The sequence below is a fragment of the Kitasatospora sp. NPDC041917 genome (assembly GCF_055589745.1).
The window spans coordinates 116939-136919 of the sequence record NZ_JBVJBI010000018.1 but is presented as its reverse complement, the minus strand read 5'-3'; the positions used below and the strand labels follow the sequence as shown (position 1 = coordinate 136919).

Annotated in this window: 19 protein-coding genes and 1 pseudogene; 6 read left to right on the top strand and 14 right to left on the bottom strand. The window is 75.1% G+C overall.

Going from position 1 to position 19981, the window contains the following annotated elements:
* Positions 1-22: 22 nt before the first annotated feature.
* Both ACZ6EM_RS22885 and ACZ6EM_RS22880 read right to left on the bottom strand, forming a co-directional pair.
* The gene (locus ACZ6EM_RS22885) at positions 23-604 is read right to left on the bottom strand and encodes a DUF421 domain-containing protein (protein WP_465773114.1); all 582 of its coding nucleotides are present in this window, start codon (positions 602-604) and stop codon (positions 23-25) included.
* 54 nt (positions 605-658) lie between these two features.
* Positions 659-1486, bottom strand: coding sequence for a LysR family substrate-binding domain-containing protein (locus ACZ6EM_RS22880; protein WP_465773113.1), 828 nt, complete (start codon positions 1484-1486; stop codon positions 659-661).
* Between the two features lie 58 nt (positions 1487-1544).
* Here ACZ6EM_RS22880 and ACZ6EM_RS22875 point away from each other — a divergent pair, with 58 nt between their 5' ends.
* A complete protein-coding gene (locus ACZ6EM_RS22875; RefSeq protein WP_401055053.1) occupies positions 1545-1982 on the top strand; it encodes a DUF5997 family protein in 438 nt (145 codons plus the stop codon).
* A gap of 127 nt (positions 1983-2109) precedes the next feature.
* Here the strand turns inward: ACZ6EM_RS22875 and ACZ6EM_RS22870 are convergent, their stop codons facing one another.
* Positions 2110-3240: a YncE family protein gene (locus ACZ6EM_RS22870; RefSeq protein WP_465773112.1), complete on the bottom strand. Its 1131-nt coding sequence runs from the start codon at positions 3238-3240 to the stop codon at positions 2110-2112.
* Between the two features lie 355 nt (positions 3241-3595).
* Here ACZ6EM_RS22870 and ACZ6EM_RS22865 point away from each other — a divergent pair, with 355 nt between their 5' ends.
* On the top strand, positions 3596-4300 hold the full coding sequence (locus ACZ6EM_RS22865) for a hypothetical protein (protein WP_452179222.1): 705 nt from the start codon (positions 3596-3598) through the stop codon (positions 4298-4300).
* A gap of 24 nt (positions 4301-4324) precedes the next feature.
* Here ACZ6EM_RS22865 and ACZ6EM_RS22860 read toward each other — a convergent pair whose 3' ends face one another.
* From ACZ6EM_RS22860 to ftsH, 4 genes are all read right to left on the bottom strand, one after another.
* A complete protein-coding gene (locus ACZ6EM_RS22860) occupies positions 4325-5092 on the bottom strand; it encodes an SDR family NAD(P)-dependent oxidoreductase (RefSeq protein ID WP_465773111.1) in 768 nt (255 codons plus the stop codon).
* 253 nt (positions 5093-5345) lie between these two features.
* A complete protein-coding gene (locus ACZ6EM_RS22855) occupies positions 5346-6326 on the bottom strand; it encodes an ADP-ribosylglycohydrolase family protein (protein WP_452179213.1) in 981 nt (326 codons plus the stop codon).
* Positions 6323-7162, bottom strand: a complete 840-nt coding sequence (nadE, locus tag ACZ6EM_RS22850) for an ammonia-dependent NAD(+) synthetase (RefSeq protein ID WP_380540573.1) — start codon at positions 7160-7162, stop codon at positions 6323-6325. Before nadE ends, ACZ6EM_RS22855 begins: the two co-directional genes overlap by 4 nt.
* A 65-nt stretch (positions 7163-7227) precedes the next feature.
* Complete coding sequence (ftsH, locus tag ACZ6EM_RS22845; protein ID WP_465773110.1) at positions 7228-9432, bottom strand: ATP-dependent zinc metalloprotease FtsH; 2205 nt, start codon at positions 9430-9432, stop codon at positions 7228-7230.
* A gap of 505 nt (positions 9433-9937) precedes the next feature.
* On the opposite strand from ftsH, the gene ACZ6EM_RS22840 reads away from it, so the two are divergent.
* Complete coding sequence (locus ACZ6EM_RS22840) at positions 9938-10531, top strand: DUF1707 SHOCT-like domain-containing protein (RefSeq protein WP_401054575.1); 594 nt, start codon at positions 9938-9940, stop codon at positions 10529-10531.
* A 108-nt stretch (positions 10532-10639) separates the two neighbouring features.
* On the opposite strand, the gene ACZ6EM_RS22835 is transcribed toward ACZ6EM_RS22840, so the two are convergent.
* The 4 genes from ACZ6EM_RS22835 to ACZ6EM_RS22820 all read right to left on the bottom strand — a co-directional run bounded on the left by ACZ6EM_RS22835 (position 10640) and on the right by ACZ6EM_RS22820 (position 15873).
* Complete coding sequence (locus ACZ6EM_RS22835) at positions 10640-11335, bottom strand: mycothiol-dependent nitroreductase Rv2466c family protein (RefSeq protein WP_465773109.1); 696 nt, start codon at positions 11333-11335, stop codon at positions 10640-10642.
* Between the two features lie 87 nt (positions 11336-11422).
* Positions 11423-13012 carry an alpha/beta hydrolase gene (locus tag ACZ6EM_RS22830; protein WP_401054579.1) on the bottom strand — a complete coding sequence of 530 codons (1590 nt, stop codon included), beginning with the start codon at positions 13010-13012 and terminating at the stop codon, positions 11423-11425.
* Between the two features lie 621 nt (positions 13013-13633).
* Positions 13634-14374: a DUF6461 domain-containing protein gene (locus ACZ6EM_RS22825; RefSeq protein ID WP_452179209.1), complete on the bottom strand. Its 741-nt coding sequence runs from the start codon at positions 14372-14374 to the stop codon at positions 13634-13636.
* Positions 14375-14637: 263 nt separating this feature from the next.
* Positions 14638-15873 carry a glycosyltransferase gene (locus tag ACZ6EM_RS22820; protein WP_465773108.1) on the bottom strand — a complete coding sequence of 412 codons (1236 nt, stop codon included), beginning with the start codon at positions 15871-15873 and terminating at the stop codon, positions 14638-14640.
* A gap of 110 nt (positions 15874-15983) precedes the next feature.
* On the opposite strand from ACZ6EM_RS22820, the gene ACZ6EM_RS22815 reads away from it, so the two are divergent.
* Together ACZ6EM_RS22815 and ACZ6EM_RS22810 are read left to right on the top strand one after the other, a co-directional pair.
* Complete coding sequence (locus ACZ6EM_RS22815) at positions 15984-16394, top strand: erythromycin esterase family protein (protein ID WP_401050806.1); 411 nt, start codon at positions 15984-15986, stop codon at positions 16392-16394.
* A gap of 109 nt (positions 16395-16503) precedes the next feature.
* The gene (locus ACZ6EM_RS22810; protein ID WP_465773107.1) at positions 16504-17409 is read left to right on the top strand and encodes an immunity 49 family protein; all 906 of its coding nucleotides are present in this window, start codon (positions 16504-16506) and stop codon (positions 17407-17409) included.
* Here the strand turns inward: ACZ6EM_RS22810 and ACZ6EM_RS22805 are convergent.
* Positions 17376-17501 (bottom strand): hypothetical protein, encoded by a 126-nt coding sequence (locus ACZ6EM_RS22805; RefSeq protein ID WP_465773106.1) that lies wholly within the window; start codon positions 17499-17501, stop codon positions 17376-17378. The genes ACZ6EM_RS22810 and ACZ6EM_RS22805 overlap by 34 nt on opposite strands.
* A gap of 30 nt (positions 17502-17531) precedes the next feature.
* On the opposite strand from ACZ6EM_RS22805, the pseudogene ACZ6EM_RS22800 reads away from it, so the two are divergent.
* A pseudogene (locus tag ACZ6EM_RS22800) lies at positions 17532-17792 on the top strand (HPP family protein); the annotation flags it as partial.
* Positions 17793-18016: 224 nt separating this feature from the next.
* On the opposite strand, the gene ACZ6EM_RS22795 reads toward ACZ6EM_RS22800, so the two are convergent.
* On the bottom strand, positions 18017-18670 hold the full coding sequence (locus tag ACZ6EM_RS22795) for a response regulator transcription factor (RefSeq protein ID WP_359898483.1): 654 nt from the start codon (positions 18668-18670) through the stop codon (positions 18017-18019).
* On the bottom strand, positions 18652-19944 hold the full coding sequence (locus ACZ6EM_RS22790; protein WP_465773105.1) for a sensor histidine kinase: 1293 nt from the start codon (positions 19942-19944) through the stop codon (positions 18652-18654). Before ACZ6EM_RS22790 ends, ACZ6EM_RS22795 begins: the two co-directional genes overlap by 19 nt.
* Between the last annotated feature and the right edge of the window lie 37 nt (positions 19945-19981).

Here is a 19981-nt window from a genome sequence, read left to right as displayed (position 1 = left end):
GGGCCGGAGGCCCGGGCGGCGGTCAGCCGGGCGGGCGCCGGTCGGCGGCGATGGCGGTGAGCAGCCGCTCGATCTCCTCCAGCCGGCGCCGCAGGTCCTCGACGTCGCTCCGGGTGGCGCTCTGCTCGCCCGCCTTGAGGGAGACCAGCAGCTGTCCGTCCGGCTCCAGCCGGGCCCGGGCGACGTCGCCGACCTTGTCGCCGTTCTGGATCCGGATGGCGTGCTCCAGCTCGGACGGGCGCAGCGCCAGGCTGTGCAGCGCGCCGGCGACCAGCTTGCCGTCCTTCACCACGGTGGTGGGCCGGCCCTCCAGGATCCGGGCGGCCCTCGGGTCGCGCGCGAGCCAGCGGGTGACGGCGGCGTTCACCGCGATCAGGGTCACCGCCCCGATCGCGCCGCCGAGCAGGCTGTTGTCATTGCCGATGATGGCGTTCTGCACCACGTTGGAGAGCAGGAAGACCACCACGATGTCGAAGGTGTTCAGCCCCGCCAGCCCGCGCTTCCCGGCGAGCCGGAACAGCACCAGGATCAGCACGTAGACGGCGATCGTGCGGAGGACCTTCTCCACGACCGGAATCTGGACGGCCATCAGGTCGTGCCACACTGCCCCGCTCCTCCCGCCTCGACCGCTGCGAACGGGGCAGACGCTACGCCACGGTCACCGCTTGGGCCTGCCGCGCCGGGCCGCCGCGCCCCGCCCGCCGGCCTTGGCTCCCCCGGCCTTCGGCGCCCCGGCCCGCTGCCCGCCGGACTTCTGGCCGCCCGCCTTCTGCGCACCGCTCTTCTGCCCGCCGGCCCGCTGCGGCTGCGGCTTGCCCCGGCCCGCCGCCGCCTTCTTCGGCTGCGCCTCCGGAGCCGCCTGCCCGGCCCCGCGGCCGCGCGAGCTGTTGACCGTGCGGCCGCGGACGATCCCGATGAACTCCTCCACCAGGTCCGTCGTCCGCTCCTGCGGCCAGGACAGCGCCACCTGGGACTGCGGCACGTCCGCCACCGGCCGGAAGGTGAGGTCCCGGCGGTGGTGCAGCCGGGCCAGGGACTGCGGCACCAGGAGCACGCCGACGTTCGCCGCGACCAGCTCGACCGCGTCCGCGGTGCTGTCCGGACGGGCTACGGCGGGGCGCCCCGGCAGGGTGTCGGCGGTGAGGCCCAGGGTGTCGTCGAGCGGGTGGAAGACCACCTCATCGGCCAGGTCCGCCACCGAGGCCTCCTCGGCGGCGGCGAGCCAGTGGTCCTTGGGGAAGACCACGACGGTGGTCTCGGTGTAGAGCGGGATCGCGCTCAGCACGTCCTTGTCGACCGGCAGCCGGACCAGCCCGGCGTCCGCGCCGCCCTCGCGGAGGGTCCGCTCGGCTTCGCCGGACGCGACCGCGAGGAGGTCCAGCGGCACGTCCGGGAGCCGCTCCTCCCAGACCCGGACCCATTTGCCGGGGGTCACGCCCGGGACGTACACGAGCCGGAAGGTCGGGTTCACCTGCATGTCTGTCACAGGGCAAGGCTACCGACCGTGACCGGGAGCGCCCGCGCACTCCCTTACCCTTGTCACCATGACATCGCTCAAGCAGAAGACCAGCCAGACCATGAAGCCGGCCACGGCGGCCAAGAAGCTGGGGATCTACCTCGACGCCGCGCCGACCGACTTCCAGGAGGGCGTGGTCTCCCGCGAGGAGCTGAACGCGCTGCAGGCCGAGCCGCCGCAGTGGCTCCAGGACCTGCGCAAGAACGGCCCGCACCCCCGCCCGGTGGTCGCCGCCCGGCTCGGCATCTCGATCTCCGGCCTGGCCCGGGGCGGCGTGACCGAGGCGCTGACCACCGAGCAGATCGAGGCCCTCCGGGCCGAGAACCCGCTCTGGCTCCAGCACGAGCGCGCCAACCAGGTGGACCTCCGCAAGGAGACCGCCCGGATCAAGGAGAAGCACGAGAAGGAGGCCGCCGCGGCCGCCGCGGCCGCCGCCAAGGAGGCGAAGGCCGCCCAGGCCCGCTGACCCGCCCTCCCCGGGCCCGGCACGGCGGCGCTCCGGCGCCGGCTGCCGGGCCCGTTCTCGTCGGGCCCGTTCTCGTCGGGCCCGTTCTCGTCGGGCCCGTTCTCGTCGGGCGCCGCTCGGCGGGTCCCTAGAAGCGGACGGTCCGCAGGACGGAGTCCCCGCCCTTGAGCCCGGCCAGGTAGAGGGTGCGGCCGTCCGCGCCGAGCTGGACCTGGACGACGGAGTCCAGGCCGAAGCCGGTGACGGTCTCGCCGGGAACGGCCGCGCCGGTCGCGGGGTCGTACGACAGCAGTGCGGCCTGCGGGGTCCTCGCGCCGGTGAACACGTGGACCCGGCCGGAGTCCGGGCTCGTCCCGAGCAGCTGGGGGCCGTCGGCGAAGGCCCCGAGGCCGAAGGCGGACCGGAAGGTGTTCGTCTCCGGGTCCAGGATGTCGGCGGTGACGGTGCCGTAGTCGCGGTAGCCGCTCGCGTAGACGGTGCGGCCGTCGGCGGCGAGCACGATCTCCTCGGCGGAGCCGAAGTCCGCCACCGGATCGATGACCTCCGGGGCGGCGCCCTCGACGTCCAGGTGGTAGAGGTTGTCCGCGGTGCCGACCCAGGCGTCGGTGGCGTCGGGGCCGAGCACCACCCGGCCGACGGTGTAGCCGGTGAGGGTCACGCCGCCGGTGAAGGTCCGGGTGGCGGGGTCGTAGGCGAGGACGCGGCCGGCCCGGCTGCCCAGGCGCACGCCCCAGGGGCCGTACTGGGACAGGTACACCCGGGTTCCGTCCGGGCTGACGGTCACCCCGTTCAGCGCGCCCTTGGTCATGGCCCCGGGGCGGGGCTGGTCGGGCGTGGCGACCCGGGCGAGCTGCTGTCCGGTCGCGGCGTCGAAGGTCAGCAGGTCCCAGTCGACGGTCACGTAGACCCGGCTGCCGTCCGGGCTGACGGTCGGACGGCCGACGCTGTCGAAGCCGGTGACGGTGAGCAGGTCGGTGCTCGCCCCGGTACGGGTGTCGATGCTGCGGACGACCCGGGCCGAGTGGCCGGGGTCGACGGCGTGGCCGACCACCGCGTAGACGCGGCTGCCGTCCGGGACGACGGCGAACGACTCGGCCGTGCCGCCGAACGCCAGGGTGTCCGCCGTCGGGACGGCCCGGGCCGCGCTGACCGGCGGGCCCTCGGGCGCCGCGGCCGCGGTCTCCGTCCCGGTCAGCAGCAGCGCCCCTGCCGCCGCCACCGCTCCAAGCCAACGTGCTTTGCGCACAAGCCTGTTCATGCTTCCCCTCCCGCCGGTCGGATCGCGGCCCTGCCGCGTCCGCGTCAGGCTACGACACGGCCCGCGGACGGCGAAGCGGTTCGGTCGCACTCTGCCCGGCTCCGTCCGGACACAGCCCCTTCACGGCATCGACAGAACCGGAACCGGCCATCGGCGGCGGCCGGATCCACCTCCGCCGCGGAAACGGTTCCGCACGCCCTGCGAAGGCTTCCCGCGCCGCACGTGGCGTCACCCCAACGGCCCCGCGGACACGGTAGGGTCCGCTGGCGCGGCACCGGCCCGTCCGGCGGCCGCCGCCCACGCCCACCCCCGAGGGAGGAACCCCGTGCCGGCTCCCGCCCGCCGCGCCCCGGCCATGGCCGCGGCCGTCCTGCTCGCCGCCGCAGCCGCAGGCTGCTCGCCCGGCGGCGACCACGCCGCCAAGGGGGCCAGGTCCGCCTCCGCCTCCGCCCCGGCCGCTGCGGGTGATGCCGCGGCGGCCGCCCCGCCCCTGGCCGCCGCGATCGTCACCGGCCCCGGCCCGAAGGCGAGTTACGACGTCCAGCCGCAGCCCGCGCCGGGCAGCTGCCACTACCGCTACACCGCGGACAAGCAGCCGCTGCCCGACGCCTCCTGCACCCCGGGCGCGATCAGCCCGGCGGTGAACCAGGGCAACCTCAAGGACACCATCTGCAAGCAGGGCGGCTACACCTCGACCATCCGCCCGCCGTCGAACATCACGGGCAAGGAGAAGGCCGAGAACGCCAAGTCCTACGGCTACGACGGCCCGATGGGCGACGCCGAGTACGACCACCTGATCAGCCTCCAACTCGGCGGCGACCCCAACGACCCGCGCAACCTGTGGGTCCAGCCGCCCTCCCCCGGCCACGTCCCCGGCAAGGGCCCGAACAACCCCAAGGACTCGGTGGAGACCCACCTCCACACCGCGATCTGCAAGGGCCAGGTCACCCTGGCCGCCGCCCAGCAGGCGATCGCCACCGACTGGACGACCGCCGAGGCCAAGCTCGCCCTCCGCGCCGCATCCAGCCCGGCCTCCGAGCCCGACGCCGACGGGGACTGACCGGCCGCTCCCCGAGGCTCGGACTCAACGTCCCAGCACCGCACCGCCGTTGAGTCCGATCACCTGACCGGTCAGGTACCCGGCGGCCGGGGAGGCGAGGTAGGCGACCGCCTCGGCCACATCGGCCGGGGTGCCCGCCCGACCGACCAGGGTGTCCGCGACCTTCCGGGCGTGGAACTCCTCGCTCCAGCCGGCCCCGAAGATCTCGGTGTCCTCGATGTAACCGGGCGCGAGCACGTTCACCGTGATCCCGTCCGGCCCCAACTGCCGGGCCAGACCGAACGCCCAGCCGTGCAGCGCGGCCTTGGCGGCGGCGTACGAGCCCGCCGAGTGCGGGCCCGCGCCACCGCGCTGGGCCGCGGCCGAACTGACCACCACCAGCCGGCCGCCGGGACGGCGCAGCCCGTCCTGGAGCGCGGTGGTCAGCAGCACGGCGGTGAGCAGGTTGCCGTCCAGGTCCCGCCGCCAGGAAGCGGCCAGCGCGCCCAGACTGCCGTCGGCCGGCGGGGTGACGATCGCGCCCGCGTTGTTCACCAGCACGTCCACCGGCCCGAGTCCGGTGATCCGGGCCGCCGCCGCCTCGACCGCCGCCGGGTCGGTCAGATCGGCCGCGACCGGCACGACCCGCCCCGGACCGGCGGTCCGCTCGATCTCCTCCCGGGCCTGCTCCAGCACGGCCGGCCTGCGGCCCAGGATCACCACCCGGTGCCCGCCCCCGGCCAACCGCGCCGCGATCGCCCGGCCTATCCCGGTACCGCCACCGGACACCACTGCGAGCCGATCCACCGTCATCACTTCGTCCCCCGCTCGTCAACCGGCCGCACGCCGGTCGCGCCGACCCCGGATCGGGCCGCACGCCCCCATCGTGGCAGCCCCGCCCCTTGGCCCCCACGCCGCACCCCGGCACCGTGGCCGGGGACGCTCGTCGCTCATCCCCTGGCGCCGGGGCCCCGATCGGCTCGCTCCTCCCCTGAGGTCCGTTCCCGAAGGCCCCTCAACCCCTCGAACGCCCGCCCTGCCGATGCCGCCGCCCCTGGGCACCGCGTTACTGGTCGTGCCGGCGGGAACCCCCGTTGCCCCGATCCGCGCCACCGGCCTCCCAGGCCGTCAACCTCCGTGCCAGGTCGAGCAGTTCGGGCGCGCGGAGCACCCGCCCGCCGAACCCGGGCAGCTCGACGTGCAGCGGCCCGGTCCAGCGCTCCGGGATCGCCGCCAGGCCGTACCTGGCACCGGCCAGGCCGCCGGTGACGGCGGCCACGGTGTCGGTGTCCCCGCCGAGGTCGATCGCGGCGCGCAGCGCCTGCTCGAAGCCCTCGGTGGTGCGCAGCGCCCAGACCGCCGAGCCGAGGCAGGGCCATACCGCGCCGTTGGCCTCGGTGGCGCGCTCCGGGTGCCAGTCGGGGGCGAGGACGGTGGCGTAGCGCTCCCGGTGGCCGGGGTCGACGTGGGCGAGGACGGCGGGGAGCTCGGCCAGCGGGTCGGCGCCGTGCAGCGCGAGCCGGACGAGCTCGTGGAAGATCGCCGAGCCCTCCCAGGCGGCCCCGTCCCCGTGGGTCAGCGCCGCGATGCGCCGGGCCGCGTCCATGGTGGCCCGCCGTCCGGCGTGGGCGAACGCGACGGCGGAGGTCGAGGCGCGCATCAGGGCACCGTTGCCGGCGGCGCGCAGCGTGGTGTTGAAGTGGACGGCGGCGGCGAGGTCCCAGGGCAGGCCGCTGGTCAGGACGGCTTCCGTCTGGATGCCGATGTCCGAGGGGTCGGCGGCGGCCCAGCGGCGGAACCGGTCGAAGACGTCCGGGAGGTCCAGGCTTCCCCGCTCGATCAGGGACTCGGCGACCAGGACGGCCATCTGGGTGTCGTCGGTGGCCGCGCCGAGCCCCCAGCCGCCGCCCGCCACCAGGTCACCGGGGGTGTCCGGGAAGCGGGCGGAGAAGGCGCCGGCCGGGCCGAACTCGTAGGGGGCGCCGAGGGCGTCGCCGACGGCGGCTCCGAGGACGGCCCCGGCGGCGCGCCCGTCGGGGCCGGTCATGCCACGGGCGGGACGACCGGCAGGTTGCGCTTGTGCTCGGTGCGGCGGTAGTGGCCCAGGACGGTGCGGAAGACGTCCTCGCTGACCGGCAGGCCCTCCAGGAAGTCGTCCAGTTCGTCGTAGCCGACCCCGAGGGCGTCCTCGTCGGGGCGGCCGGGGGCGAGGTTCTCCAGGTCCGCGGTCGGGACCTTCTTGACCAGCTCGGCCGGTGCGCCCAGCGCCTCGGCGATCGCCCGCACCTGCCGCTTGGTCAGGCCGGACAGCGGCATCACGTCGGCCGCGCCGTCGCCGAACTTGGTGAAGAAGCCGACGGCGGCCTCGGCCGCGTGGTCGGTGCCGACGACCAGCCCGCCCTTGGCGCCCGCCGCCGCGTACTGGACCACCATCCGCTGGCGGGCCTTGACGTTGCCGCCGACGAAGTCCTCGTGGCCGTGGTCGGTGTAGGTCAGGCCGGCGGCCTTCAGAGCGGCGAGCGCGCCGTCGGTGGCGGGCTTGACGTCGACGGTCAGCACCTCGTCGGCGCGGATGAAGCCGAGCGCGAGCTGGGCGTCCGCCTCGTCCGCCTGGACACCGTACGGCAGCCGCATCGCGGTGAAGGTCACCTGGCGGCCCTCGGCCCGCAGCCGCTCGACGGCGAGCTGGCAGAGCCGTCCGGCGGTGGTGGAGTCGACACCGCCGCTGATGCCCAGCACCAGGCTCCGCGCGCCGCTGGTCCGCACCTGGTCGGCCAGGAACTCCACCCGGCGCTCGGCCTCCGTCGCGGGGTCCGGCACGGGCGCGACCCCGAGGGCACGGGCGATCTCCCGCTGGACGTCGGCGGGCAGGGGCTCGGTCATTCCGACTCCTCGGGACGGTGGTGGGTGGCGCGGTCACGAGGATACGACCACCGACGATGCGGCCGTCACGGGCGGGGGGTTCCCCCCGGGCCGGCGGGCTCCCCCGGGCCGTCCGCGTTCGTGGGCCCGTCCACGTCCGCCGGCCCGTCCGGCTTCCGCAGCGAGACCGGCCGCTCGGGGCCCGGCGCCGGGTGCGTCAGGATGTCGAGCACCACCGCGCCGTCCACCGTCTCCTGGGCCACCAGCAGCGCCGCCAGCTCGTCCAGGTGGTGCCGGTGCTCGGTGAGCAGGCCGAGGGCCCGCCGCTCGGCCTGGCGCAGCAGGCCGGCCACCGCCTCGTCCACGGCGCGCTGGGTCTGCTCGGAGTACGGGCGGCGCAGCAGGTCCTCGGGGTTGTCGCCGAGGTAGTGCGGGGTGCCGCTGGAGTAGCCGACCGGCCCGAGCTCCGGGGAGAGGCCGAATTCCCGGACCATCCGGGTGGCGACCGAGGTGGCGTTGGCGAGGTCGTTGGCGGCGCCCGTGGAGCCTTCGCCGAAGACCACCAGTTCCGCCGCGCGGCCGCCGAGCTGGACGGTGAGCAGGTCGGTCAGGTAGCCCTCGCTGTACAGGTGCCGCTCGGCCTCGGGCAGCTGCTCGGTGGCGCCGAGGGCGACGCCGGCCGGGAGGATGGTCACCTTGGCGACCGGGTCGGCGCGCTCGCACAGCGCGGCCATCAGCGCGTGCCCGGACTCGTGCACCGCGACGGCGTGCCGCTCCTCGGGCAGCAGCGCGTTGGAGGACTCCCGGCGGCCGAGCAGCACCCGGTCGCGGGCGGTGTCGAGGTCGTCGGCGGTGAGGGTGGCCCGGTCGGCGCGCACGGCGTTGATGGCGGCCTCGTTGACCAGGTTGGCGAGGTCGGCGCCGGAGAAGCCGGGGGTGCCGCGGGCGAGCCGTCCGAGGTCGACGTCCGGGGACAGGGTCTTGCCGCGGGAGTGCACGGCGAGGATGGCGGCCCGCTCGGCCTGGTTGGGCAGCGGGACGGTGACCTGCCGGTCGAAGCGGCCGGGGCGCAGCAGGGCCGGGTCGAGGGCGTCCGGGCGGTTGGTGGCGGCGATGACGACGATGCCGGTGCTCTGGTCGAAGCCGTCCATCTCGGCGAGCAGCTGGTTCAGGGTCTGCTCGCGCTCGTCGTTGCCGCCGAACCGGGTGCCGCCCGCGCGCCGGCCGCCGACGGCGTCGATCTCGTCGATGAAGATGATCGACGGTGCGCGTTTGCGGGCCTCGTCGAAGAGGTCGCGGACCCGGGAGGCGCCGACGCCGACGAACATCTCCACGAAGCCGGAGCCGGTCACCGAGAGGAAGGGCACCGAGGCCTCGCCGGCGACCGCCCGGGCGAGCAGGGTCTTGCCGGTGCCCGGCGGCCCGACCATGATCACCCCACGTGGTCCCTTGGCCCCGGCGGCGGCGTACCGCTCCGGGCTGCGCAGGAAGTCGACCACCTCGCTGACCTCCTGCTTCACCCCCTCGTACCCGGCCACGTCGGCGAACCCGGTGTCCGGCCGCTCGGCCTCGATGATCTTGGCCCGGGACCGCCCGATGGCGCTCAGACCGCCGCCCAGCGAGCGGGCGGCCATCCGGCCGGACCAGAGGAAGAGCGCACCGAAGATCAGCAGCGGCAGGAACAGCAGCAGGGTCGACCAGATCGAGCCACTGCTGCTCCGGCTGCCGGTGACCGTCACGTGGTGGTCGGCGAGCGCGCCGCTGAGCTGGGAGGTGTCCAGGGCGGTGGGGATCTGGCTGGTGAAGTGGGTGCCGTCCTTGAGCGTGCCGCTCACCCCGCCGGTGTCACTGACGTTCACGGTCTGCACCTGGCCGGAGTCCACCCGGCTCACGAAGTCGGAGTAGCCGTAGCGCGTGCCGGGCTTGCCGGAACTGGAGAAGAGCACCAGCAGGAGCAGCGTGACCAGCACCGCGACGGGCAGCAGCCAGCGGCGCCACGACGGCGGAGGCGGAGCTTTGGCCGGACCGCCGGGGCCCTGGTTGCGGCCCTGGCCGGGCCCCTGACCGGGTCCTTGGTTCCGGCCCTGGCCGGGGCTCGGGCCTCGCGGCTGGCCCCAGCTCTGCCTCGGGCGCGGGCCCGGGTCGGAGCCCCGGTCGGCGCCGGGGCCCTGGTCGGAACCGGGGCCCGGGTCGGAGCCGCGGTCGGCGCCGGGGTCCGGGCCGGGGCTGGAACCGGGACCAGGTGGAGTCGCGGAGTGACGGACAGCGCGCAGCCGGATTCGTACGATCATCCACGCTCACCGCCTCTCGGGGGGCCGAACAGCCTCCGCCCCTCCATGGTCGGACGGTCCGGGCCCGGACGGGAGCCCGAAGGGGGTGGCAACGGTCCACTCGGGGGAGAACGACCCGCTCGGCGCCACGGCCCGCAGCGCCGGATCGGGCTCGGGCGTCGGGCTCGGGCGTCGGGCTCGGCGTCGGGCACGGCATCGGGCACGGAAGGCGGACTCGGGCACGCCGAAGGCCGGTCCGGCACGTGGGGGCGGGCCGTCGCGAACGGGTTCGCGGAAGCCTGCCGGGCGCTTCCACCGCACCCGGCGAAGCCTTCGCCCGGCCGCTCCGGCCGAGGCGGCCGCGTCCTCGACGGCCCTTCGACCCGCGTCCTCGGCCGCCCCCTCCGGCCGTCCCCCGCCGGCCGCTTCTTCGGCCGCTCCTCCGGGCGCGCTCAAGGATCCTCGGGCCGTGCGGAGTTGGCGATCGAGCCGCCCACCAGGACGATTCGTGACCTAGAGTAGCCGCATGGTCAACGAGGAACTGCCAGCCCTGCACAAGACGCCCGAGGCCGCCGTGGAACCCCGGGCCGGGGACAGCGACCGGGAGGCGGTGGCCGAGCAGTTGCGGGTCGCCGCCGGTGACGGCCGCATCGACCTCGGGGAATTGGAGGAGCGGCTCGACCGCACCTACGCCGCGCGGACGTACGGCGAACTCGACATCCTGGTGGCCGACCTCGGCGGCCGGGTGGAGGCCCGGGACGCGTCCGCGGCGGAGGAGGTCCTCACGCTCCGGCCCCGGATGAACAACATGGTGCAGAGCGGCCGCTGGTCCGTGCCCCGCCGGATCGTCGCGGAGACCAAGATCTCGCTGCTCACGGTCGACTTCACCGAGGCCGTGTGCCCCCACCAGGAGATCACGGTCGAGGCGTCGACCGGCATGGGCCACATCCGGCTGATCGTCCCGCGCGGCTGGGGCGTACGCATCGACCCGTCGAGCACCAACACCGGAAACATCGTCAACAAGGCCGCCGAGCAGGCGGAGCCGGGCGCCCCGGTGCTGACCGTGATCGGCCACCCCCGGTCGGGGCCGATCAGGATCAAGCAGCGCCGCCGGGGCTGACGGGCCGGAGGCCGGGCCCGCGGCAGTCCTCCGTGGGGCTCGGTGCGGGCACGGCGCGGGCTCGGCGCGGGCTCGGTGCGGGCACGGCGCGGCCTCCGCCGGGGTGGCTCAGGAGAAGTCGAGTCCGCCCGTCCGGGTCCGCTTGAGCTCGAAGAACTTCGGGTACCCGGCCAGCAGCCGCACGCCCTCGAAGACCCGTACGGCGTCCTCGCCGCGCGGGATGGCGCTCAGCACCGGGCCGAAGAAGGCGACGCCGTCCACGTGGATGGTCGGCGTGCCGACCTCCTCGCCGACCGGGTCCATGCCCTCGTGGTGGCTCTTGCGCAGGGCCTCGTCGTACGCGGTGCTGTTCGCCGCCTCGGCCAGCTCCTCCGGCAGCCCCGCTGCCACGAGCGCCTCGCGGATGACGGCGTCGTCGGCCTCGCGGTCCTGGTCGTGCAGTCGGGTGCCGAGCTCGGTGTACAGCTCGCGCAGCACCTGCGGGCCGTGCTGTTCGGCGGCGGCGATGCAGACCCGCACGGGGCCCCAGCCGGTGGTCATCAGGCGCTGGTAGCGCTCGGGCAGGTCGGTGCGGCCCTCGTTGAGGACGGACAGGCTCATCACCCGGAAGTTCAGGTCGAGTTCGCGCTGCCGATCGACCTCCAGGATCCACCGGGAGGTTATCCAGGCGAAGGGGCAGACGGGGTCGAAGTAGAAGTCGACCTTGACGGTGTCGCTGTCGGCCCGGTGGCCGTTGTCGAGGTGCTGGTCGAGGTGCTGGGCGGGCGCGCCGGTCGTCATATCGTTCGTCACATCGTTCGTCACACCGGAGAGGCTAGTGGACCGAGTGGCCCACTCTCCAGAGCCAATCGACAGCTGCCGCAGTGGGCCACTTTCCCACCGCCCGGCCGCTCAGCCGCACGTCGTCCCGTCCGCCGGCACCGTGCCGTCCAGGAGGTAGGCGTCCACGGTCTGCTTCAGGCACGGGTTGCCGGTGTTGTAGCCGCCGTGCCCCTCGCCCTGCAGGGTGACGGTGACGCCGACGCCCGCGCCGAGCTGCTGCGCCATCGTGCGGGCGCCCTCCACCGGGGTCGCCGGGTCGCCGGTGGTGCCGACCACCAGGACCGGGGCGGCGCCCGGCGCGGAGACCTCCGGGTGGGCGGCCCTGCCCGGGACGGGCCAGCCGGTGCAGGCGGTCAGGCCCCAGGCGGTGAAGGACCCGAACACCGGGGAGGCGGCGCGGAACTGCGGCAGCTGCTGCTGCACGTCCTGGTCGGAGTAGCGCTGCCGGGCGTCCACGCAGTTGATCGCCCGGTTCGCGGCGTTCAGGTTGTTGTAGTGCCCCTGCGCGTCGCGCCCGTTCAGCCCGTCCGCGAGCTGGAGCAGCGTGTCGCCGGTCCCCAGCTCCATCGCCTCGGTGAGCCCGGCGGCCAGCGCGGGCCAGGTCTCCTGGCTGTACAGGGCGCCCACGATGCCGGTGACGGCCAGGCTCTCGGTGAGCTGCCGCCCCTGTTTGGTGGGCAGCGGCGACTGCGCCAGCTTCTGCACCAGTGCCTCGACCTTCGCGGTGCCGTCGTCGCCGCCCGCACCGGTCGGGCAGGCGGTCCCGGCCTGGGCGGCGCAGGCCTTCATGAAGTCGCCGAGGGCGAGCTGGAAGCCCTGGGCCTGGCCGAGCGCGGACTGCTGCGGGTCCTTGGTCGGGTCGACCACCGAGTCCAGCACCATCCGTCCGACCTGCTGCGGGAACAGGTGCGCGTAGACGCCGCCGAGCTGGGTGCCGTAGCTGAAGCCGAAGTAGGAGAGCTTCTGGTCGCCCAGAACCTGCCGCATCAGGTCCAGGTCGCGCGCCGCGCTCTCGGTGTCCACGTACGGCAGCACCGCGCCGGAGTTGTGCTCGCAGGCGGCGGCGAAGCCCGCGTTGTCGGCGTCCAGGGCCTTCACCGCTTCGGGGGTCTCGGGGGTGCTGTCGGCGGCGGTGGCGGCGTCCATCGCCCGGTCGTCCAGGCATGTCACCCCGGCGCTGGCGCCGACTCCGCGCGGGTCGAAACTCACCAGGTCGTAGCGGGAGTTGAGGGAGCTGTAGCTCGCGGCGAGGGCGGGCAGGGTGGCCACGCCGGAGGCGCCGGGGCCACCGAAGTTGAACAGCAGCGAGCCGATCCGGTGCTCCTCATCCTTGGCCCGGCTGCGGATCAGTGCGAGGTCGATCGTCGTACCGTCCGGTGTGCCGTGGTCCAGCGGGGCCTTGAGGGTGGCGCACTGCCAGTCCTCGGCGGCGGGCGCGGTGCCGCTGCCCTGGGCGCTGATGGGGGCGGAGCAGGCGTGCCAGTCCAGCTGTTGGGCGGCCGCTCCGGTGGCGGCGCCGGTCCCCGTCCCCGCGCCGCCGGCCGCGGAGGTGGGCGCGGGCTCGGCGGCGGAGGAGCCGTCGCCCTGGCAGCCGGTGGCGGCGGTGAGCAGCAGGGCGGCCAGGCCGAACGCTCCGGCGCCGCGGACGACGGTGTGCATGGGGTGGGTCCACCTCTCGGGTCGGCCGGGCACCCGGCACGCGGCCTCGGGCCGGCCGGACGCCCCGGCGCTCGGCGGGACGGCGTACGCCCGGCGCTCGGTTCGTCGACGCACCACAGACCCTAGGGGCCGGATCCCGCGGATGCCTGGTGGAACCCCCTGGACGGGGGCGTGCGCCGAACCGGATTCCACCGGCCCACCGGGTGAAGGACGGGGCCCACGGCCCGGCTGCGGAGGCTCGCGACGACGGTGGGGGCGCGTCTCCCCCGGCCCCCGTCCTGCCCTGGCCCTGCCGATCGGCAGGGCCAGGGCAGGAATTGCGCCTCGGGAACCTCCCGATCGGCACATGTGCGACGAGCAGCCGGCGCGCAAGGATGACGGCCATCGGGGCCCCGCCGGTGGGGCCCGGAAAGGAACCCTGCCGTGACCACCCTGTTCCCGTCGCTTCCGCGCCTGCCGCTCTCGTTCCTGTCCCTCCCGCGTCTGCCGTTCCTGTCGCTGCCGTTCCCGCCGCTCCCGCGTCCGCCGTTCGCCCTGCCCTTCGTCTGCCGGGCCCTCCTCCGCGCCTGCGTCAACGCTTCGCGGGCCATCGGTGCCGCGGGTCGCCGGCGCAGCAGCCCCTCAGCGCAGCGCCATGCCCGGGGTTCCCCGCACCGCGTACGCCGGCAGGCGCAGCCCGCCGAGGGCGGCCCGGGGCAGGCTCAGCCCGAAGCGCCGCTCGACGGCACCGAGGGCGCGGCGGAGGGCGGCCCCTTCGGGCTCGCGCCCGGGGTCGCGAGGGGTCACGCCGTCGGCCTCCAGGACTCCGGCGGCGACCAGGTCCGGCACCAGCAGGTCCGGCTCCTGGCCCCAGCGCCAGCGTTCCTCGCCCAGGCCGAAGCCGCACAGCACGGCGCCGTCCCGGGCGTAGTCGAGCAGGGCCGGCCGCTGCTCCGGCATCGGGCGGAAGTGCACCACCTCGACGCCGTCGCGCGCTATCTCGATGAGCAGTTCGCCGCCCGTGGAGTCGCCGTACTCGATCGCGAACGACCAGCCGGCGCACTCGCCGACCCGGATCACACCGTCGCCGTCGTCACCGGGGCGGTAGACCTCGATGTCCAGGTCCCGGATCTCGGTGTCGCTGATCGGCTCGGTCGCGGTGGCCGGGTCGGCGCCCATCCGGCGGGCGAGCTCCTGGGGCGTGATCCCCCGGGCGAAGACGACGCCGCCGACCTCACCGTCCGGGTCGGGTCCGGCCGTTGACGGTCGGCCGGTTGACCGGCGTCCCGTTGACGGTCGACCCGTGGCCGGCCGGCCGATCTCGGCGAGCCATTGGATGCCGTCCCCGTCCTGTCCCACTCCCCCGTGCGTGCCGTCGGTCATGCCGCCCTCCCCTCGCGCATGGCCTGCGGTGACCGGGCGCGCAAGTGGGCACCCTAACCGACCCTGCCGACACCCGGCCGCCGGTCGCCGGATCAATGCCGGAACCGGCCGTGCGCGGGCCGACAACCACCCCTGTTCGATCGGAAGGAGGCCGATCCGGAATCGAACCCACCCGGCCCGCACCGCCGTTCACCGGGCGCCACCGTTCACCCGGCCCGCACCGCCGTTCACCCGGCACCTGCGCGGCCCGGCTCCCCGGACACTCACCCGGACCCGGCGGGCACCTTCCGGCCCACGGCTTCGAACAGCAGCCTCGCGGCCACCGTTGCCCCGTCGGTACGGATGCCGCCGGCCACGGCCCCCGCCCGCGCCCGGGTCCCGGGCACCAGGGCCGTACCGAGCGCGGCGGAGAGCGAGTCTACGGTCGGCGTCCGGTCGAGGTGGGCCGCGCCGATGCCCAACTCGGCGACCCGGGCGGCCCAGTACGGCTGGTCGGCGATCCGGGGGACGACCACCTGCGGCACGCCCGCCACGGCCGCGGTCGTCGTGGTGCCGGCGCCGCCGTGGTGGACGACGGCGGCCACCCTGCGGAACAGGGCCTGCTGGTTCACCTCGCCGACGACGTGACAGTCCTCGCGGTCGTCGATCGGGGTGAGCCTGGCCCAACCCCGGGCGAGCAGCACCCGGCGGCCGTGCGCACGGCTCGCTTCGACGGCCACCCGCGCGATGCCCTCCGGGGCATGCGCGGCCATGCTGCCGAAGCCGACGTACACGGGTGGTTCACCGGCGTCCAGGAACGCCTCCAGGTCGGCCGGGAGCGGGCGGTCGTCGGGGAAGATCCACGCCCCGGTCGGCACCACGTCGAGTTCCGTCATGCCCTCCGACGGGCACAGGGTCGGATCCGCCGCCAGCCACGGCCGCTCGGTGAAGACGTGGTCGCGGACGTTCTGCACCGGCGGCAGACCGATGGCCGCCCGGTGGTCGTTGAGCGCCTCCCGGTACAGCCCGTTGACCCGCTGGGCGTCCTGCTCCCAGAGCTTCCGGTAGTCGGTCTCGTCCTGCGGGGACGGCGTGCCCGGCCGCCGGCCGGGACGGAAGTGCCGCGAGGGCAGTCCGAAGATGTGGAAGCAGGCCAGCACGTAGTGGAGGCCGAGCTTCTCCGCGACGTCCCGCGCCCCCGCCGGCATCAGGCCGGTCGCCAGCAGCACGTCGCAGCCCTCGGCCGCCGCGGTCAGCGTCTCGAACCTCGCGGCGACCAGCTCGCGGGCCAGCCGGAACGCGTCCTCCGCCGTCGGCAGCTCAGGACCGGCGACGATCGAGCGCACCGACGGGCCGAGCGGCACCAGCGGCACCCCGACCCTCGCCAGCAGGGCCGCGAACTCCTCGTCCGGCGGCGCGCACACCCGCACCTCCGCGCCGAGCCCCCGCAGCGCCGCCGCCAGCCCCGCCAGCGGCTCGACATCCCCGCGCGATCCCCATGTCGTCATCAACACGCGCATTTCACGACTCCCGTTTCCGCAGGTCATGGCCTTACGGTCGGGATTCTGCGCCACAACGGGGGCCTTGCCGCAAGCCCCGGGTCACGCTGTAGCTTGATAGTGGCAGGGGGATCCACTCTCCCTGCCGTTACCGGAGCAGCGACCCCGAGCTCTACCCCAGGACCCAGGGCGAGTACCTGCGCGACGCCCTCGGCACGGGCTACGTCGCCATCGGTCTCACCTTCGGCCGCGGCTCGTTCCTCACCAAGGACTCCCCGTTCGCCCCCGACTGGAAGAAGGTCACCGTTCCCCCGGCCACCGCCGGAATGAACGAGTACGTCCTCGACCGGGTGCGCCCCCGCGACTACGACGTCGACCTGCGCTCCGCCCCGCCGGCCACCCGCTCCTGGCTGGACACCGCCCGCCCGACCTACGACGCCGGGACGGAGTTCCGCAGCGACCCGCTGCCGCGCCTGGCGATCGGCCCGGCCTACGACGCCCTGGTCCACCTCCACGAGACCGGCGCGGCCCGCCTCCTCTGAGCGCCGGCTCCTGGCGTCAGTGGTCGCTGCTAGCGTGCCTCTCCGTCAGCACGGGTACGCGGGACGACGGACCGCACCACCGACGGGGAGGCACCAGCACGTGCGGGAAGTGACGCGTCACACCGTGGTCCAGCAGCGGATCCGCGACGCCCTGGGGGATGTCCGCGGCCGGGCGCTCGGCCATTGGTACGACCTTGAGGACGAGGTGACCATCGGGTCGGTCCGCGCGATGGGCGAGGAGCTGCTCGACCACGTCGCCGCCCTCTCCCTGGAGGACGGGGGCCTCACCGGAGCCGACGCCCGCGCGGCCGTGTGGACGGCGGCCGAGTGCGCCCTCGGCGTGCTCCAGCTCGGCTGCTTCCCCCGGGGCGACTTCGACGTCCCCTTCCCGTACATCGGCAGGACGCTGGACAGCGAGGACGTCCGCTTCGGTGCGGTCGTGGACTTCGCGCCCACGGCCGCGACCTGGGTGGAGGCCTTCGCGATGTGCCTGATCGGCGGTCTGCTGCCGCACCGCGACCGCATGCTCGGCCCGCTGCTCGTCGAGGACTACGCGCCCGCGGTCCGCGACGGCCTGCCCCACTCGGACCTGACGTCCGTCTCCGAGCCCGCGGACCTGGCCGGGATGACGGCCCTCGGCTCGTACCTCTTCGTCGTGGAGACGGATCGGTCGCCGTGGATCGCCCCCGGTCCCGTCCCTCTGCGCAAGCCGGACGCCGACGAGCGCGCGGCCGCCGCCCGGGGCCTGGACGCCGCGGCCGGGGCGGCACCCGGCGGGCTGAGCCCGGACCAGCGGCTGCTGCGGGTCCTGCTGGACGACGACCGGGCCGCCTTCGAGGAGGCGCTCGCCGCCCGCCTCGCCCTCCACCGCGACAGCACGCCCGCGACGGCCCGGCCCCGCACCCTGCTCCCGGTCGTCCCGATCGCCCTCGCCGCCCTCGCGGTCCAGGCGCACGGGTGGGAGCTGGGCATATCCTCCGGCTACCTCCCGGCGACGCTGGTCGGCGCGGGCTGATCGGTCCGACCGTCCACGGCGATCAGGTCGACGGCCCGGTCGGCACCGTACGGGCGGACGTCCCGGAAGACGGTGACGGAAGGCGTGGTCATGGGCTGCTCACTCTCGCTCTGGTTCCCGAGGTGGTCCGGCGCCGTGGACGGATACTGTCCGACAGGCAAAACGTCCTACCTTTCATTCAACCGCTGCTGATCCCGCCGTTGGCCGCCAGTGCCGCGCTGGTGCACGGAGCGCCCGCGCTGCCGATCTCGCAGCCGCGCAACCCGATCGGCGGCCGGCTGATGTCGGCCCTGATCGGCTTCGCCACCCTGGCCGTCACCGGCAGTACCACCTGGGGCGCGGCCGTGGCCGCCGGGCTCTCGCTGGGCGCGATGATGCTCACCCACCTCTCGCACTCCCCGGCCGCGGCCACCGCCGTGATCGTGGTCCTGCAAGGCCCCGCACCCCGTGCCCTTCCTCCCGCTGCTCGTCCTGGCCACCGTGCTGCTGGTCGTCATCGGCCTGCTGCCCGGCCGGATCGGCAGGCACCCGGTGCGCTACCCGGTGTCCTGGTGACGGCCACGCCGAACTGACGGCCGCCGACCGCAGCCACGGCCGCGGCGGGCCCTCACGACCCCAGGTACCTCAGCACCGCCAGCACCCGGCGGTGGTCGTCCGGCGCCTGCGGCAGGTCGAGCTTGGTGAAGATGCTCGCGATCCGCTTGGCCACCGTGGCCTCGGTGACCACCAGCCGACGGGCGACGGCCGCGTTGGAACGGCCCTCCGCGATCAGCGCCAGCACCTCGCGCTCCTTGGGGCTCAGGCGCTGCAGCGGGTCGTGCCGGCGGGTCAGCAACTGGCGGACCACCTCCGGGTCCACCACCGTCCCGCCCCCGGCCACGTCGGTGAGGGCGGCGACGAACTCCCGCACCTCGCCGATCCGGTCCTTGAGCAGGTAGCCGGTGCCCGCGCCCCGGTCGCCGGCGGAGATCAGCTCCGCGGTGTACCCCTGCGAGACGTACTGGCTGAGCACCAGGACGGGCAGCCGCGGATCCTCCTCGCGCAGCCGGCGGGCCGCGCGCAGTCCGTCGTCGGTGTTGTCCGGGGGCATCCGGACGTCGACGACCACCACGTCCGGCCGGTGCTCCCGGACCGCCTCGACCAGTGCCGGGGCGTCGCCGACGGCGGCCGCCACGGTGTGCCCGAACCGCTCCAGCAGGGAGACCAGGCCCTCCCGCAGGAGCACCGAGTCCTCCGCGACGACTAACCGAAGTGCCGGCACGGGATCTCCACTCGCAGGACGGTCGGCCCACCGGCCGGGGAACGCAGGCACAGGGTGCCGTCGATAACGGCGAGCCGGTCGCTGATGCCCAGCAGACCGGTTCCGGCGGCCGGGTCGGCGCCGCCGGCCCCGTCGTCCCGGATCTCCAGCACCAGCCCGTCCGCCGCCGCGCGGCCGTGCACCGAGGCGCGCCGGGCGCCGCTGTGCCGGACCACGTTCGCCAGCGCCTCGCAGACCACGAAGTAGGCGGCGGCCTCGACCGGGGCGGGCGGCCGCCCGGGCAGCGCGACGTCGACGTCCACCGGCACCGCCGAGCGGCCCGCGAGGTCCCGCACCGCCGGTTCCAGCCCCCGGTCGGTGAGGACCTGCGGATGGATGCCGTGGATCAGTTCGCGCAGTTCCCGCAGCGCCGTCTGCACCTCCTCCCGGGCCTCCCGGACCTGCCGGGCAGCGGCCGACTCCTCGGGCAGGTCGAGACCGGCCAGGCCGAGTTTGACGGAGAGCGAGACCAGCCGCTGCTGGGCGCCGTCGTGCAGGTCGCGCTCGATCCGTCGCCGTTCCACCTCGTACGCGTCCACCAGCCGGGCCCGCGAGGCCACCACTCGGGTCAGCTCGTTCTCGGCGGGCTCCAGCACGGCCCGGGCGGTCACCGCCCGTACCCCCGCCCAGGCCGCCAGCGGGTAGGCCGCCACCGGGAGCAGCACGAGTCCGGCGAGCGGTCCGAGCCAGGAGGCGGTGGGGTTCGCGGTGGGCTGGAACGGGGCGGCCAGCAGGAACAGCGGGGTGCCGAGGCCCACCGCGACCAGTCCGAGGTCGATCCACCAGAGCAGCAGCAGGGAGACCAGCCCGTAGCCGAGGTCGCGCCGGGCCGCCGGCCCCCGGAACAGTTCGCGGGCACGTCCACGCCGCCCCTCCGCCCCGCCCCGCGGCCCCGGACCCGACGGTACCGACCCTGACGGTACCGACCCCGGCACCACCCGCCCCGACCGCACCCGCCCGGACGGCCCCGCCCCGGGCAGCACCAGCCGCAGCCGCCACCGCTCGTACCCGGTCACCGCCCGCCCCGCCAGGGCCAGCGGCGGCAGCACGACCGCCACCGCCAGGGGCCCCAGGCCGCCCCACAGCAGCACCGCCAGCGCCGCCAGCCCGGCGACCGTCGCCCCCACCACGGCTCCCGCGAGCAGGAAGCCCAGCGCGCGCCACGGCCACACGGAGCCGAGGAACGCCGACGGCCGCTGGGCCAGCGCCTCCAGGGTGTTGCGGACGGCGATCACCCTGCCGACCCTAGCCGCCGCCCACCGCCCGCCGCAG

Bases quoted from the DNA above. Each gene is read 5' to 3' on its own strand.
- ACZ6EM_RS22830 (WP_401054579.1), bottom strand. From the start codon at position 13,012: ATGCACACCGTCGTCCGCGGCGCCGGAGCGTTCGGCCTGGCCGCCCTG.
- ACZ6EM_RS22825 (WP_452179209.1), bottom strand. From the start codon at position 14,374: ATGACCGACGGCACGCACGGGGGAGTGGGACAGGACGGGGACGGCATC.
- ACZ6EM_RS22865 (WP_452179222.1), top strand. From the start codon at position 3,596: ATGGCCGCGGCCGTCCTGCTCGCCGCCGCAGCCGCAGGCTGCTCGCCC.
- nadE (WP_380540573.1), bottom strand. From the start codon at position 7,162: ATGACCGAGCCCCTGCCCGCCGACGTCCAGCGGGAGATCGCCCGTGCC.
- ACZ6EM_RS22870 (WP_465773112.1), bottom strand. From the start codon at position 3,240: ATGAACAGGCTTGTGCGCAAAGCACGTTGGCTTGGAGCGGTGGCGGCG.
- ACZ6EM_RS22875 (WP_401055053.1), top strand. From the start codon at position 1,545: ATGACATCGCTCAAGCAGAAGACCAGCCAGACCATGAAGCCGGCCACG.
- ACZ6EM_RS22840 (WP_401054575.1), top strand. From the start codon at position 9,938: ATGGTCAACGAGGAACTGCCAGCCCTGCACAAGACGCCCGAGGCCGCC.
- ACZ6EM_RS22820 (WP_465773108.1), bottom strand. From the start codon at position 15,873: ATGCGCGTGTTGATGACGACATGGGGATCGCGCGGGGATGTCGAGCCG.
- ACZ6EM_RS22860 (WP_465773111.1), bottom strand. From the start codon at position 5,092: ATGACGGTGGATCGGCTCGCAGTGGTGTCCGGTGGCGGTACCGGGATA.
- ACZ6EM_RS22855 (WP_452179213.1), bottom strand. From the start codon at position 6,326: ATGACCGGCCCCGACGGGCGCGCCGCCGGGGCCGTCCTCGGAGCCGCC.
- ftsH (WP_465773110.1), bottom strand. From the start codon at position 9,432: ATGATCGTACGAATCCGGCTGCGCGCTGTCCGTCACTCCGCGACTCCA.
- ACZ6EM_RS22805 (WP_465773106.1), bottom strand. From the start codon at position 17,501: ATGACCACGCCTTCCGTCACCGTCTTCCGGGACGTCCGCCCGTACGGT.